Here is a 15098-nt window from a genome sequence, read left to right on the forward strand (position 1 = left end):
CGGAGCGAGCTCGCATACTTCCATCTGCCTTTTCGTGGTGATCGAGGCTCCAGTTCGCCGATTTAGCTGTAAACCTGCGAAAGTCGGAGCGTGGCTCGGTCGCTCCGAAACGACCGCAGGCAGTAGTAGTGGCGAAATGATGACGCCGCCACGGCAGCATGTCGGTAACTACGGATAACTGGAGCCCGGCAGATACCAGTCTATTGCCTGCGCTATTGATTGCCTGTCGATCGACAGGAACGGAGACTCGCTTCGACCCGGCTCATGGGCGAAGTTATTCGCGACCCGTTCGATCAGTCGATGGCAAAAATCACCGAGGGAATCTCGTGAGGCGATGTTCAGAGGCAACGTTTGCGTAAGCGCAAGCCCGTCACCAGTGTACTGCGCAACATCGCTTCGAACTGGTTTCAGTGGCGTCGCCCGAAAGGCGGCCAGCATTGGAACGTGCTTGTGCGGATTGTGAAGCGAAAACTCAACCATGCACGGCTCGCGCACCTCGAGTTTCGAAGCGTAGCGTGCTGCAACAGCCGTGAACATGATTACGTCAAGACCAAGAATACCGAAGTCCACCGCGGGCTGGTCGTGGTCCGAGGACGTGTGACGTTCGTACGAGACGCGCCCCGTCGGGGCGAGGGAGAGGTGCTCCTCACCGATCTCATTCTGCGCCGACGTGTACGAATGTAGCCAGTGGGTCGTGGCGGCATTTACCGTCGAGGTCCCAAAGAAGAGCGGCCGCGGCCACCTTGCCGTTCGACCATAGTTGTGCAGGTCTTCAGTCGCACGCGAATCGCAAAGTACCCTAAGGAGCTCGCTCGGTGGTACCCCGTCGACAGTAAGGTTCAGCGTTAGACGCCATGCAGTGGGTACGACTATCCCCCCGGACCTAGACTTCAGCGCTCCGTTCGTAGGTGTGAAGTCTTTCGGGAGTTCGCGGTTGGTGGGAGTTATTCGTGGTTGTTGCGGACGGCTCATCGGCGCCGCCGAGGCTGCAGCAATCAGCGCTGCAACTGCAGCTTCAGTCTCCCGGTGGTCGTAGGGTTTGTGAGGTATCTTGGCCGAAACTGACTGGCGATGGCCGTCGAGGAACCTGACGTCAAGCTCCACGTTGAGCCCATCCGCGCTCACCACCGTCGCGCTTGTCACGTGTCCTAAGGTCGGAGGCTCAGCGCCGGGACCGAAGAGCGACGTCATTCGAGCGATGTCCATCTCGACGAGCTTTCCGATCCCGTCCTGATATGAGGTCATGCGAACCCACTCAGGGACCAGCGTCCCGTGAGCTGGCGCGACGTGCCCATAGGCGGTTCCTAGTGCCATTTGAACAATCTGAGCCTGGAGCGCCTGCCCGCTTATCTCGCGAAGATTGCCATCGATGTCGACGTGGTCTATGAACGGTTGAGGTGGAGCGTGAGGCAGAATCGCAATAATTACTTCGATGTGGTTGTCGATTCGCTCCAGTTTCACTAGGCGTTCGGCTGCGCGTGCCTCGGGCGGATGACTGGTTATGACGAAGCGGTCGTGAGGCTCTGTGCAAGCCTCAAACATTGAAGTTATTGAGTGTTCGCCTCCACAAAGGAAGGCTTCGATGCGCAACGTCCAGCTCCCAGATTCGACTGCGATGCGGTCGCCGAGCGCTATCGCTCGGCGACCGAATACAAGTAAGTTATTTTGCGGTTGTGCGGCCGGCTCGATGCGAGACCGCGCTCGCGCGTGAAGTGCTCCGTCGCCGGTCGGGCGTTGCGGCAACTCGAGGGCTAATGTTCCGTCGGCCGCTTGCTCGTAGATGTCACTTCCCGATCCCCAAAACCGGCCCTCTCTCGCCCACTTGGAAAAGTGTACTCTAACCTGTCTTCGACCGGTGTCGATTTCGATAGCCTGAAATGAGTTGGGCCAGTTTTTCCCGAGGTCGCCCTCCACTAGGCAGCCCGACGCCACGACCACCAAGGTGTGGGCACCCTCTGTTGTGCTGAGCGCGATCGGGGTATGCTGATGGCCATGGAGTAGTAGGTCGACGCCGTCATCCGACAGTAGTCGGCGAGCCTCATGATGGTCTGCCAAATGGTCAAGAGGATGGTGCACTAGCCCGAGACGAAAGCCTCCGAGCGCGCTCGTTCCATTCCTGATGTGGCCCGTGATCTGCTCGCTCGATAGGAAGATGTTTCCTTGATCATCGTCTGCTCCGCAGAGCCATGAAGATTCGAGGCCGATGATGTGAAATTCGGGCGCTCCCGCTACGAGCTGGCCCGGTCGAAAAGTATGCCGATACCCAAGTGGCTTGTTGCCGGATGGGCGTAGACTGTCCTGCCGAAACTCGGTGTGCCATCGCCAGAAGTCTTCGGTTCGCTCCAGTAGCTGTCCGCGCCAATCCTTTGCCATTCCGTGGACGTTCTTGCCCCATCGCATCCACTCCCCGACGGCGACGGTGCCGGCCGATCTGGCTGCGTTTAGCACCTTCGCTCTGACCTTTGGATTGACCGTTCGGCGGATGTCATGGTTCCCAGGGATGGCAAAGAATCGGTCCCTCGGTACATTTAGTTCGTTTAGGATTGCTTCGATTCGCCCAGTCGCTGCAGCGTACTCGGCCGGGTGTCCCCAGTCAGCAAGATCGCCGGTGAACAAAACCAGATCGAATCGGCCCAATGCGGCGACGTTCCTTAGCGCCTTTGTAAAGCGCGACCCGAGGACGTAGCCGCGATGCTCCGCATCTCGTTCGAGGGTGGCCTTCCGACTCGGGGGCATACCCTCAAATGCTGCGCGTTCGTGAAGATCCGAGATGTGAAGGATTCTAACTGTTGTCACTGGTACGCTCATTCTTAATGACGACCTCGTTGAAGGCGGTGCTTCCGCTGAAACGTAGGTGCGGACGCTCTCGGAGCTCCTACATTTCTAATGTTCCAGGGATCGGCCAGTACAGCCTCCTCACCTCACGGAGGGGCGCTTCCACGGGACCGCCCTCTGGCCCTTCAGCGGTCAGCAGGTCCGGAACGACGGCATGAACCGCGCTGCGTTCGATCGCGCGCCGAAAGACGTCGGCCTCGGCGGGTGAGCCTCGTCCCGTACGGAGCAGCTCCTCACCGAGTCGCGCGATGGCAAGCTTCCCGCCGTTGCGGCGCGCGAGGCCGAGCACCTCGGCTGCCTCGGCGTAGTAGGAGTGGAACCGGGGCTTCAGGGCGACTTTCCGCCCCGCCTTCTCCGTCGAGAGCCCTTCCTCGCAAGCCGCGTGGAGAAACTCCCGCAGCTTGGCGAGCGAGCTCGCGTAGGGGACGGGGCAGGGCTCACGCACGAGCGCCTCGTTTGGCTGCACCTCTCTTGCCGGCTCGCTCCGGAACCCTGGCGTCGGTTTTCGTCGCCCCGTGCCGCGCGAGCATCACGTCTGCGGGTTCGTCGTTCGGGTCTTGGGGGACGAGCTCGCCGCGGAAAGCTTTGGCCAGCGTGGCTCGTTCGAGCGTGCTCGCCCGCACGCCAGCCTCTCGGGTCCCGCCCCCAATCTCCACCACCCGAGCGAGCCCGCGTCGGAGCCGAGCGCAAACCTCTGCCATCTCCCCTGGCGACGCCAGAGGCACCGGCATGTCAAGCAGCTGGCCAATATTGAGCGTCTTGCGAGCGACCTCACGCGACTCCAAATTGAGGCGATGCCACATGAAGGAGCCAGTGAACCAGTACATCCCCCAGGTGGAAGACAGCGGCGCATCGAAGACGAGGCGCGCGATCGCGCGAGCGACGTTCGCTCCGCGAAGGGAAGCTGGAGCGATAGCAGTGCGGCCGATCGTCCCGACGACGGAAATCAGAAGCTCGCCACCTTCCAACTGCGACCGTTCGTACTCCAAGGCAACTTCAGCCGGAATTCGACGTAGGCCCGCTATCGCAATGTTCTCACCGTCGCCCTCCAGGTCGCAGACGCGGACGAGCGGCACGCCGTCAGACGAGTCGTCGCCCGGTTGGACGACGCCGTAGCAGGGGGGTCGTACAGCTGAAGTCACCTCATCCACACTCGCCCAACACCACCCCTTCGGCAGCTCCGGCAGCCCCGTCGCATCCACCGGCTCGGGCTCCTTGTACTTCGCCTTCCATTTGTCGTCCGTGGGGGGCTTGCCTTTCGCCTTCATCTTGGCGAGCTCGGCCTCCTCCCACTTCTTCTTTCGTTCGGCGCGGATGCGCTTGAGCAGCTCGGTCGCGGGCTCCACGTCCTTGTTCTTCGCGCGCCAGTCCTTCGTGAGGTCGCCCCGGAAGGTGGCGGCGAGGATCGATTGGCGGAGCTTCTCGAGCAACGGCGGCACGGCATCGAGCGCCTCACGCGCCCGACGGCTCCGAGCCTGAAGGGCTTCGAGCTTGGCGACGATGCGACGCTGTTCGTTGAGGGGAGCAACCGGAACTCGAGTTCTCAGAACCTCGGTCCGGCCAAGCTCCACTTGGTTAGTGGATCCGGTATGCATCGCTTCAATGCGACTCTGAACGAGAGGAGAACGAATCCACGCGTGGAGGTATTCGGGCGGCCCAACCTTTCCACGGACGACGGTAACATGAGAATCCGCGACCACACGCTCATAGCCATCTATTGGACGATAGATCGCAGCGCGCCCGATCGTCCCGGTCCCCGTCGAGTTCCAGAGGATGTCGCCGTCACGAAGGCTCCGCTCGGGGCCCCAGGATTCCCACTGTGAGGGATCAACAAACTTTACGTACTGAGCCTGGACGCCGTGCCAGCGAACGCACTTCTGATTTACTACCGGAAGCTCACTTCGCTCGGCATACTTTGGCGACTTTCCGCGCTGCACATAAGCACTCAGATCCTCAATCGAGGCCCAACACCAACCTTGCGGAAGAGCGTACTCGACGAGCTCGCTCACGACCCGAGCTCCTCTTGCAAGGCCTGCATCTCCTCGAGCGCCGTCTGGAGCTGCGCCACGATCTCCGCCGCGATCTCTTCGGGCTCCGGCAGGTCGGCGTGGTCGGTCACGCTGTCGTCCTTGAGCCATGAGATGTCGAGGTTGTCGCCGCGTTTCGCGATCTCCTCGCGGGTGAACTTGCGGAACCGCCCCGTCTCTCCCTGGTCCTTTCGCTTGCTCTTTCCATACGGGTCGTCGCCGTACACCTTCTCGAATTCGGCGAAGTGCGCGCGGGTAAAGGGAGTGCGCTTGCCGAAGCTCGGCATGTTGGTGCGCATGTCGAAGAACCAGACGGCCTTGGTGTTGCCCTTGTCCTTCTCCCCTCGCGTGAAGAAGAGCACGTTCGTCTTCACGCCCTGCGCGTAGAAGATGCCGGTCGGCAGGCGCAAGATGGTGTGAAGGTCGCACTTGTCCATGAGGTCGGCGCGGACCTTCTGCCCCACACCTTCCTCGAAGAGCACGTTGTCCGGGAGCACCACCGCCGCACGGCCGCCAGGTTTGAGGCCACGGTAGATGTGCTGGAGAAAGACGAGCTGCTTGTTGCTCGTCGGGTACGTGATGTCGCTCCGCGTGGGGCCGCCCCCGCCCTTCTTGGTGCCAAAGGGCGGGTTCGACAGGATCACGTCGACCTTGGGGAGGCCCTCGCCCGTGGGGCCGAGCGTGTCCCCGAGGACGATGTCGCCCTCGATGTCGTGGAGCATCGCGTTCATGAGGCAGAGGCGCTGAACGTCGGGCACGAGCTCGACGCCCGAGAAGGCCTCGCGGCGCTGGAAGTTCTGCTGCGCGGTCTTGAGGTCGTGGTAGTCGTCCGTCTTCGAGCGCACGTAGCGGTCGGCCGCGGTGAGGAAGCCGCCCGTGCCCACCGCCGGATCTTGCACACGCTCGCCCGGGGCGGGCTTGATGAGCGCCACGATCGCGTCGATGAGCGGTCGCGGTGTGAAGTACTGGCCCGCGCCGCTCTTGGTCTCCTCGGCGTTCTTCTCGAGGAGGCCCTCGTACAGGTCTCCCAGGCCCTCGTGTTTGGCGCTGTACCAATCGAGGGAGTCGATGTCGCTCACGACCTGCTTCAGGTGGCGCGGCTGGCGGAACGACGTCGACGCGTTCGCGAAGATGGGCTGCACGCGCCCCGAGCCCTTGCCGCCCAGGTCGATGAGGAGCTGCTTGTAGAACGTGAGCAGCTCGACGCCATCCTTCTTGGTGAGCTCGTCCCACCGGTACCCCTTCGGGATCTGTCCCTCGGTCTCGGTCTCCTTCGCCATCTTGAGGAAGAGCAGGTACGTCAGCTCGGTCACGTACTCGAGGTACGTGATGCCATCGTCCCGAAGGACGTGGCAAAGGTTCCAGAGCTTTTGGACGATGTCTTGGGTCGTGGGCATTAGCGCTTCTTCGTCTTCTTTCCTGAGGCTTCGGCGAGCTCTTCCTCGATGGCCTTGATGGATCGACCATTGATGTCTTTCCAGGCCTCGCGGCCGTTGTAGGCACCACCCGCAAGCACAGCCGCGGCCGCCGATGGGCTGCTGAAGAGCACATCGCGAACGAAACGGAAGGTCTTGTCGTTCACCTTCTGAACCGACTTGTCCTCGAAGAGCGCCTGCCTCTGCTGGAGGTAGCCGCCCTTCAGGTGGTGGCGCGTCTCGAGGTCGCCGACCGATCCCGTGAAGACGACGAACTCGTCGTCCGCCCAGGCGCCCTCCGCGTCGATCGATCGCTTCGCGGGCCGAAAGTAGAAGCGGCCCGCGGCACCGTTCGAGGCGGCGCTCGAGGCCGCCGCTGGAACCGGCTGCAAGAAAGGAAATCCAAGGGCGCCGAGCAACGTGCCAATGGGCCCAAGGAACTCCTCCATCGTGTCGCGGTCAGCTCGCGGAAGAGCGGGGCGCTGCGGCGAGTTCCCGTTCTCAACACGCGAACGGGCAGCCTCCGTGGCCTGCTCGATGATCCGTGCCTCGAGGTACTTCACGTGTGCCTTCGTCAGGTTCTCGTCCTTGCTTGTGAAGAACACCACACGCGTCCAAAAGTCCTTATTTTTCAGGTGGTTCTGCAGGCGAGTGAAGACGTTCTCCGCCTCGCCGACGTGGATCACGCTGCCAGATTCGTCGTCGCCGACCAACACGTACACGCCTGGCCGCTGCGCCTCTCCGACCACGACGCAAGCTCATTGAAGCGGCTCCGCGGGCAGACGATGGCCTGGCCGCTCCAGTTCATAAGCTCGGCGTGGCGGATGCCTCCGGGCGTCCCGTCGGCGAGGTAGATTCGAATGGTTTTCCCGATCGCCACCTTCAGCCCACGTCCTTCCAAACCTCATCGGCGAGCTCCCCGAGCAGCGTCTCGAGCTTTCCGTCGAACACCTTGTTGAGGCGCGTGAAGCCCCCGTCGGCCTTGAACTGGCCGGCGTCGAGGGAGGCGCGGTCGACCACGGTCTCGAGCTTGACCTGCTTGGCGATGCGGTCGAGCCACTTCGACTGCGGGTCGGTGAGCTTGTGCGCCCTCCGCAGCCGCTGCACCGCGCGGTCCACGCGCTCGGCGTGGGGCACGAGGGGCGAGCCGAGGGCGAGCTGGCGGATGTACCCGACGATGGTGGCCGCGATGTCCTCGTTTTTCTGGTCCCGCCAGGCCGTCTGCACGGATTTTTTCGCTGAAACCCTCTTGGTCGAGGGCGAGCTTGAGCTGCCGAAGGTCCTCGCGGGTGAGGTCTTTCGGGCGCTGCGTGACGACGAGCAGCGCGGGCATGCGGTTTATGTTGTTCGATACGAACGCGCGAAACGCCTCGAGGTAGTCGCCGGGCGGGCGGCTCCCGTGTTTGCCGTACCCTCGCGTCACCTCGTGCAGCTCGTCAGGCTTCTCGGAGACGACCATCTTGTACGGTCCGCCGGTGGTGCGATCGAGGAACGGCGCGAGCGACGGATGCGCCCTCAGGTAGTCGGCCGCGTCGGCCACGCTGCCGCCCTTCAGGAGCTGGGCCAGGTCTTTGACGGTCATGCCCGCCGCCGTCTCGAAGTGCTCGGCGACCTCGCCCTTGAAGACGCGCTTCTTGCGGTGGAGCTTCGCGAGCAGCTCGTCCAGCGAGGCGCGGCGGTGCTCGTCTTCGGTGGCCTCGAGCACCTCTTTCACGAGCTGCTCGAAGCTCACGAGCGGGTTCACCACGACCGGCTTCATGTCGGTCACGTTCTTCAGTGCCGAATAGAGGTCCACGGCGTCGAAGATGCGGAAGCGCTCTTTGCCAATCTCGGGGCAGAGCCGCGTCGCGCGGCCGATCATCTGCTCGTAAAGGATGCGGCTCCGTACCCTGCGGAGGAAGACGAGGTTCGCGATCTTGGGGATGTCGATCCCGGTCGTGAGCAAATCGACCGTGACGACGATGTTTGGCTGGCGCTCGTTGCGGAAGCGCCGAATGGCCTCGAGCGGGCGGTCCGCCGCGCCGGTGATCTTCTGCACGGCGTCGTTGTCGACGGTGCCATACTTCGCTGCGAGGGCCTCTTTCAAGAGGAGGACGACCATGTCCGCGTGCTCGTCGGTCGCCGCGAAAATGAGAGTTTTCTCGTCTTGTTCCGGGTCGATGTGGTTCGCGAGCTCGCGCAGCACGGCGCGGTTGAAGTGCTCGGTGATGACGCGCTTGTTGAACGTGTCGACGTCGAACTGGACCTCGTCCGCGAGCTCCTCTTTCTTGAGGGTCTGCGTCGTCCGGTCGAGGACGAGCACCTCCTCGCGCGCGTCGTAGTGGATGCCGTCGCGCGCGAGCTTGGTCACGATGCGAATGGGCGGCTCGTGGTCCACGAGGAAGCCATCGACCACCGCTTCGCGGTACGAGTACGAGAACACCGGCGCGCCGAAGATCTTTCGGTGTGGAGCGCGGGCGTCGCCGTGAGGCCTACCTTGACGGCATCGAAGTAGTCCAGCACGCGCCGGTACTTGGAGACGTAGTCGTCATAGCCACGGAAGCTGAGTTCGGTGTCGGACAGCTCACGGTCTAGCAGGTAGCCGCGGTGGCACTCGTCCACGACGATGCAGTCGTACTGATCGACGGGGGGCACGTCTCCCTCGCCGTCGTCGAACGGACCGAGCACGCGCTTCACCATCGCCTGAATGGTGGCGATCTGGAGCTTGGTCTGGCGATCGGGCTTGAGGTCGGCGAGCTCCTTCACGTCGAAGATGTCGGTGAAGGTTTGGAGGTTCTCGAGCCGAAGGTCTTTCAGGGCGTCGGCCGTTTGTTTGCCGAGCGCGTTGCGGTCCACCAAGAAGAGCACGCGGCGAAAGCGCTTGGTCTTGAGGAGGCGGTAGCAGAGGCCGATGCACGTGCGCGTCTTGCCGGTGCCGGTGGCCATGGCGACGAGCAGCTCGCGTTTGCCTTCTTCGAGCCCCTTCTCGACGGCGAGGATGGCGCCTCGCTGGTACTCGCGGTCGATGTAGGGCATCGGCTCGACCTTGAGGCGCTCGTGCGCGGCGTCCACGTCTTGCCGGAGGAGGTCGAGGAGGCCCGCGGGCGTGTACCACCCCTCGAGCGGCACGGCGTGGTTCTGCGGCCGGCGCGCGTCGAGGAACCAGATGCCGCTCTTCGTGCGGAGCTGGCGCAAGAACGGGCGCCCGTTGGTGGCGAACAGGAACGGGACCTTCTGCGCGGCGCCGTTCGTGTCGAGCCAGGGGCTCCCCTCTGGCAGAACCTCGTCGGCGTGCACCTGGTATCCGAGCGAGTACCGCTTGGCCTGCGGGAGCACGCCCATCACGTCTTTGTGCCGGCGCTTCGCCTCGACGACCCCGACGACCTGGAGCCCGGCGAAGAGCACGTAGTCGGCCCACCCCTGCTTGCCGTCGGTGAGGGTCGGCCACTCGGCGATGGCCATGTTCTTCCCTTTGGAGGGGCGCACGCCGTGCTCGAACGTGAGCCGCTGGGAATCGACCTCCCACCCGGCCTCGCGGAGCTGACGGTCGATGATTCTCCGGGTGGCGGCCTCGTCGAGGGCAATGTCCTCACTGGCCTTCTTGGCCTTGTCGATGGCGCTCGAGAGCGCCTGGGCCGGCATCGCCTGCGCGGCGGCTTGGAGGGCCGAGAGCTCGGCGAGGAGCGCGCGGTTCTGCGCCTCGAGCGCCGCGCTCTTCATGGCTTCGGCCTGGGCCGAGGCCTTGTGCGCCTCGATCTGTTCGTTCGCCAGCTCTTCCCAAATCTCGGCGTCGGCCTGGGCCTTCGCCGCGCGTTCCTGGGCGGTGAGCTTCTCGAGGGACTCGGCCTCGGCGGCCTTCCGCGCCTCCTCGATCGCGCGCTGCGCCGCCTCGAGCTCTTGGCGCCGCGCCTCGACGTCGTCCCGAAGCCGCGCGAGCTCCTCGTGCAGCTCGGTCCCGGCCTTCTTGGGCTCGGCAGGGGGAACGAAGGGCCCGGGCTCGAACTTCCGGTCGTTGCCGAAGCTCCGCTGGAACCACACCGCGAGCTCCCGCGCCATGCGGAGCTGGTGCAGCGCCTCGCGGTGGTCGCCCTCCCCTTCGTGCACCGCCGCGTTCCCGACGCGCCGAAGGTCGTGGAAGAGCGACCGCTGCGTCGCGCCGATCACGTTCCGGTCGAAGAGGCGGTCGATGAGCTGCTGCTGCTTCTCTTCCGGCCCGATGAAGAGGCCCACCTTCGCCGCCGCCCGCTTCGCGAGCACTTCCCCGAACTGCCGCAGCTTGAAGAGCGTGACCGAAGGGTCCCCCGCGAAGTGCTCCTCGGCCTGCGTCGCGAGCGCGACGAGCCGCGCATCGTGATGCGCGAGGTAGGCGAAGTTGGGCGAGGGCGTGTTCACGGGGTGGGGGGGTTGCCCGGGAGACTCGGCTCAGCCTCGCGGGGCGTGGGCTAGGGGAACACGGAGAGCGTACACGCGTTCGGGCGGCGGGGGATCGGGGAAAGGGGGCAAAAACGGCCCTTGGCGCCCGCGGCATCGACGTCGGAGCTGCCGCCGTACGAGGACGTCCGGGACGCCTCTAGACTCGCCGGTGACGAGCGCCTGGCGCGCCGTGCCATCGGTACGATGGCACGTGGGGCGGGGGGCGAACGCCCCGCTCCGAACGCGCGCGGAAACCGCTACTGGAGGGGCTCCACTTTCCTGAAGGGCATAGCAACCCAACCCACCCGATATGCTGGCCCGCTCCCCCCACCCGAAAGGAACCTACCGCGCAACAAGAACATTCTGCGCAAGCGCATTACTTCAGACACTTGATGCGAGGCACCGCGCCAGACTCCATGCAGACATTCATGAACGACGACAACAGCCACAAGAGCTGGACGTTCTCGGGGCTAGACGCCGCGCCCTTCGCTAGCTTGTCCAGCTCGGCAACAAAGGCAGACTTGGACAAGAAGCTGACGACCAGCCAGACTTCCCGCCTTGTCTGTGGATCCGAATTTGCTTTCACAAAGGCAGACTTGGCCTTTTCAGGACTCCCCGCAGCCTGGCCGACGATCCGTTTTTTCTTACCCCACGACTTAAATTTGCGCACCAGGTCGTCTTCAGATGCAAATAGACGACCGAGATTCTTTTGCGCTTGAGAAACGACAATATGGAACTGCGACGCACCAAGCGCCGGCTCACCATACTTGCAGTGAATAAATCTTATCGTAGGCGGACTACGGTTCGACACCGAGATATAGTCGGCCCATTCGTCACCCAGATCGTCACATATCAAAGCATCGTCGCTCGACAGCATAAGCTCTGTCACACCAAAGAGGGTGTCGGAGCCAGGCACGGAGCGCGAACTTCCGTCCGGCTTTTCCGAAGTAGCCCTCGTCAGGTCCCAGTCGGTTTCCAGCATACCAGCAACGAGCCTAGCGTCGGCGAGAAGCCTGTTGTCTCGGTAGAGTTTTCCGTCGAGATAGCAGTACGATGGATCTGAAAACGTCACGGTAAACAGCTTGTTGCTCGTGAGCCAGGCACCTATCGAGGTCGACTCTTCCAACTCATCGACAATCACAATACCATCCAACGACGAGCAGATTAGCGAGTACGAGTCCTTATTCTGACGGAGCACTCCGACACGTCCGACCGAGTTACCTACAACATTGACTGTGACTGTTGTCCCATCCCGATGTCGCGTCACCTCTTGCGTCACGGCCAACGTCTCAGCCCAACCCTCAATCGCCCCTCGAAGTTCTTCTGGCGTAGGCGATTTACCTGTGTGGCTCGTCGACACGAGAGATAGCTCACCATGCTCTTCCCTCTCGAGCAGAGCATGAACATCCACAAGCACCCCGGTCGCCACGATGCCGGGAGGCTTGAGGGATAGCCTTGTTGCGTTCGCGAAGCGATCAATAAAGTCAATCCTTCGCGACTTGGCAGGCTTCATATCAGACAGGACCCTACTTGCCCAATCAGCGAGTTGCTTGATATCGAGCCTTGTTTGATGCTGACGAATTCGAGCAACACTTGGCGTCACCGAGTATGTTTTTCCAGTTTCCGAGAACCGAAGTGCACGAGGTATAGAACGGTGCGCGGTGAACGACGGCATCGTGCTCTCAAGATCTACGGCCTCAATGGTTCGCGCTCGGATACTCGAGCTTGCAATATTCATCGAACGCAGATCAGCTTTATCGTACGTGGTCTTGCTGCTCGTGAACAGTCGCAGGGTGATCTCTTGGGACGCTTCTGCTATGCTGTTCTTCGGGAGGATCTTGAAGGGGTCTCCCAGGTTGCTGGAGAGAACGCACAGACCGGCGCCCCTTTCAAAGATAAGGACATACCCGGATCGCTTTTCCAGCACGCCAGAGTTGGAAAGGAAGGCGGGCTCCCGCTCAATTAGGAACATAACGAACGAAGCCTGAATGCTTGTGTCCTCGACTGGAACTTTTTTCCTTATCGTTGAGGCACCTTGTTGCTCGTACCCTGGGCGCGCGGCTAGGGCTTCAAAGCAGCGCTGGAGCTCTTCGCGAGAAGGCCGCTTCGTCCATTCAAATATCCTTGCAGTGCTGTGCGTTTTGATGTGTTTGAAGCAATTCATGAGTCTCTACCGGACGATTTGGCACAGATGTCGTTGACTAGATCGTTATGCAGGAGCCTATTGGAGTCCCACATCCCCCACCCGTATCTCTACCAACGCCCCTCCATTCCACCGCGCCACAACCGGCACTGGCGCCTCGAACCACCGCGCCGTCACGGCCCCCGCCGGCGTAGCCGCCTTCACCTTCACGTCTCGGCCCACCGCCTGCGAGAGCAACCGGTCCGGCGTCCACGTGGTCCCCACCATCGCGCGGTGCTTCGGCTTCGCTCCCACGGCGTAGATCCCCTTGCATCGCTTCGCCGCGTCGAAGACGAAGTACACGCTCATCCCGTCGAGGGGGGCGCTCGAGAACGCCCCGCCCTCGGGCAGCTTCACGCTCAGCAGGCTCTCGATGGCTGCCACGTCGCTCCCGATGAGCGGTGTCTTGGCCCTCTCGGCGGCGGCCTTCACCATCGTCTCGGTCGCGACGGTCTTGAGCTCGGCGTCTACGCTTGGCACCGTAAGGGCCGCGCCCGCGGCGTTCGCCATGCGCTCGAGCCGCTCCACCTTGGGGTCGGTCGCCTCCCCGCGACTGCCTTCGCGTTCAGGAACGCGAGGAGCTCGCCACGTACGGCGGCTACACGCGCCTCCCGCGGGGCGCTCGGGGCCCTTCGTTGCGCGGCGGTCGCGGCGACGAGCTGGCAGCCCGGGTCTTTGCACCCGTCGGCCACGATCTCGTGAGCCTTGGCGCCAAGCTCGGCGAGCTCCGCGTCGTTGGGGCTCGGATCGCCGAAGAGGCGCTCGATCTCGGCGAGGGCCTTCCTTCCAGCCTTGGCATCGAGCTGGGTGCGCACCGCGCCGAGGCGCTCCCTCCTCGCCAAGTCGCGAGCCTTCGCGGCGAGGTCACCACCACGTTTGGCGACGGCGTCGAGCCGTTCGAGCCGCTCGTCCGGTTTGGCGGCGTTCTGCGCTTCCGCGAAGAGGACCGCATCCTCGGCCTTCGCAAGGTCGGGCGACCCGGGCTTCGTCTCCTTCAGCGCGTCGACGACGGCGCGCGCTTGTGTCGCGTCGCCCCGCGCGAGCGCGCGCTCGACCTCCCCGAGGGATGGCCGTGAGAGGGCCGCGCCGATACCCGTGGCCAAGAGCAGGAAGGCGGCCGCGGCAGCCGATGCGAGCTCGAGGCTTTCGACCCTTCCCCTCTTGAAGCCCGGCCGCCATGCGCGCAGGAGCCCGCCCAGCGCCGGAGCGGCCGCGGCCATGGTCGCGATGATGAGCAGCCCGAACCAGGCAGACGAGCCCGCGAAGTAGGCGGACTTGCCGCGAAGCGCGCTCGACAAGGAGTACCCGAGGGTGCCCACCACCAGAGTACCCGCCGCCCATAGGTACTGCCTCCGCCGCATGGGCGCGATGGCCTTCGGTTCGGCGGCGCCGCGAAGATCGTTCCCCGAGAGCACCACGGTGCCGGACGTCCCCGCCATCTCGTAGGTCACGTCCCGCCGGACGACGGACATCTTGACGTACTGCTGGTAGCCAATGCGCTCGAGCCTCGGCTCGACGCGTGCCGCTCCCACGAGCGCCGCAGGAACGTCGCGGTAGCCTCCGGAAGCGAGCGGGCCCTTGTGCTCTTGCATCGCGACGACGTGAAACGCCTTGAGGTCGTCGCGGCTCACGGCGCGCGCCTCCTTGAGCTGCCCGTGCGCGAGGAGCACCGGGCTGTCGGGCTCGATCCGCACGTCCCATCGCTCGGTCTCGTAGTACGCGTACCACGCGAGCTGGAAGCCTCCGCCCGTGCACACGTCGCACTGAATGGTTCCGCCGCCGCCACACCCGTGGCACGAGAGCGACCCCGTCGCGCGGCATATCTTGCAGTTGATGTAGCGGGTATTGCCGTTCTTGTAGTGCTTCACCTCCTTGCCCGATCCGCCGCAGCCGCCGCACGCGCGCCTGCCGCTTCCCGAGCAGCCCCTGCACGGGCCCCGCCCCGCCCCTCCACAGTACGAGCAGGTCGTGACGTGCTCCGTCTCGGCCCGAACGGCCGCCGGCGAGAGCTCGAAGGGGTCGAGCGAATTTACCGACTGCTTCGGCAGAGTCGTCCCCGCTCTCGGCGAAGGGGCGCGCTCCTCACGGAAGTCGCGGCGATAGACCTGCGTCACGAGCCGCTCGAGCACCTCGTCGCGGACATCGATCTTGCTGACGAGCCGATCCATCGCCCTCGGCGCACCGAAGATGGTCGCGCCCCACCGGCGCATCGCGTCGTGCACACTCGGCCCGGCCGCCGGCTCCGAG

8 protein-coding genes and 1 pseudogene are annotated in these 15098 nt (G+C 63.7%); all 9 read right to left on the bottom strand.

Translation table 11 applies throughout. The features are described from left to right. Positions 1-168: 168 nt before the first annotated feature. The 9 genes and pseudogenes from IPK71_27955 to IPK71_27995 all read right to left on the bottom strand — a co-directional run bounded on the left by IPK71_27955 (position 169) and on the right by IPK71_27995 (position 15019). Entirely contained in the window at positions 169-2808 is a 2640-nt protein-coding gene (locus IPK71_27955; GenBank protein ID MBK8217580.1) for a metallophosphoesterase, read from the bottom strand. A 67-nt stretch (positions 2809-2875) separates the two neighbouring features. Continuing rightward, positions 2876-3280, bottom strand: coding sequence for a hypothetical protein (locus tag IPK71_27960; GenBank protein MBK8217581.1), 405 nt, complete (start codon positions 3278-3280; stop codon positions 2876-2878). Further along, positions 3273-4844, bottom strand: coding sequence for a hypothetical protein (locus IPK71_27965; GenBank protein ID MBK8217582.1), 1572 nt, complete (start codon positions 4842-4844; stop codon positions 3273-3275). Before IPK71_27965 ends, IPK71_27960 begins: the two co-directional genes overlap by 8 nt. Beyond that, positions 4841-6259, bottom strand: coding sequence for an N-6 DNA methylase (locus IPK71_27970; protein ID MBK8217583.1), 1419 nt, complete (start codon positions 6257-6259; stop codon positions 4841-4843). The genes IPK71_27965 and IPK71_27970 overlap by 4 nt, the downstream gene beginning before the upstream one ends. Continuing rightward, positions 6259-6990, bottom strand: a complete 732-nt coding sequence (locus IPK71_27975; GenBank protein ID MBK8217584.1) for a GIY-YIG nuclease family protein — start codon at positions 6988-6990, stop codon at positions 6259-6261. The genes IPK71_27970 and IPK71_27975 overlap by 1 nt, the downstream gene beginning before the upstream one ends. 169 nt (positions 6991-7159) lie before the next feature. Next, positions 7160-10648, bottom strand: a pseudogene (gene hsdR, locus IPK71_27980) (type I restriction-modification system endonuclease). A gap of 397 nt (positions 10649-11045) precedes the next feature. After that, entirely contained in the window at positions 11046-12833 is a 1788-nt protein-coding gene (locus tag IPK71_27985; protein MBK8217585.1) for a hypothetical protein, read from the bottom strand. A 57-nt stretch (positions 12834-12890) separates the two neighbouring features. Continuing rightward, positions 12891-13361, bottom strand: a complete 471-nt coding sequence (locus IPK71_27990; protein MBK8217586.1) for a hypothetical protein — start codon at positions 13359-13361, stop codon at positions 12891-12893. Next, entirely contained in the window at positions 13319-15019 is a 1701-nt protein-coding gene (locus IPK71_27995; GenBank protein MBK8217587.1) for a hypothetical protein, read from the bottom strand. The genes IPK71_27990 and IPK71_27995 overlap by 43 nt, the downstream gene beginning before the upstream one ends. Positions 15020-15098 lie beyond the last annotated feature (79 nt).

Source organism: Myxococcales bacterium (genome assembly GCA_016712525.1).
Lineage (GTDB): Bacteria > Myxococcota_A > Polyangia > Polyangiales > Polyangiaceae > JAAFHV01.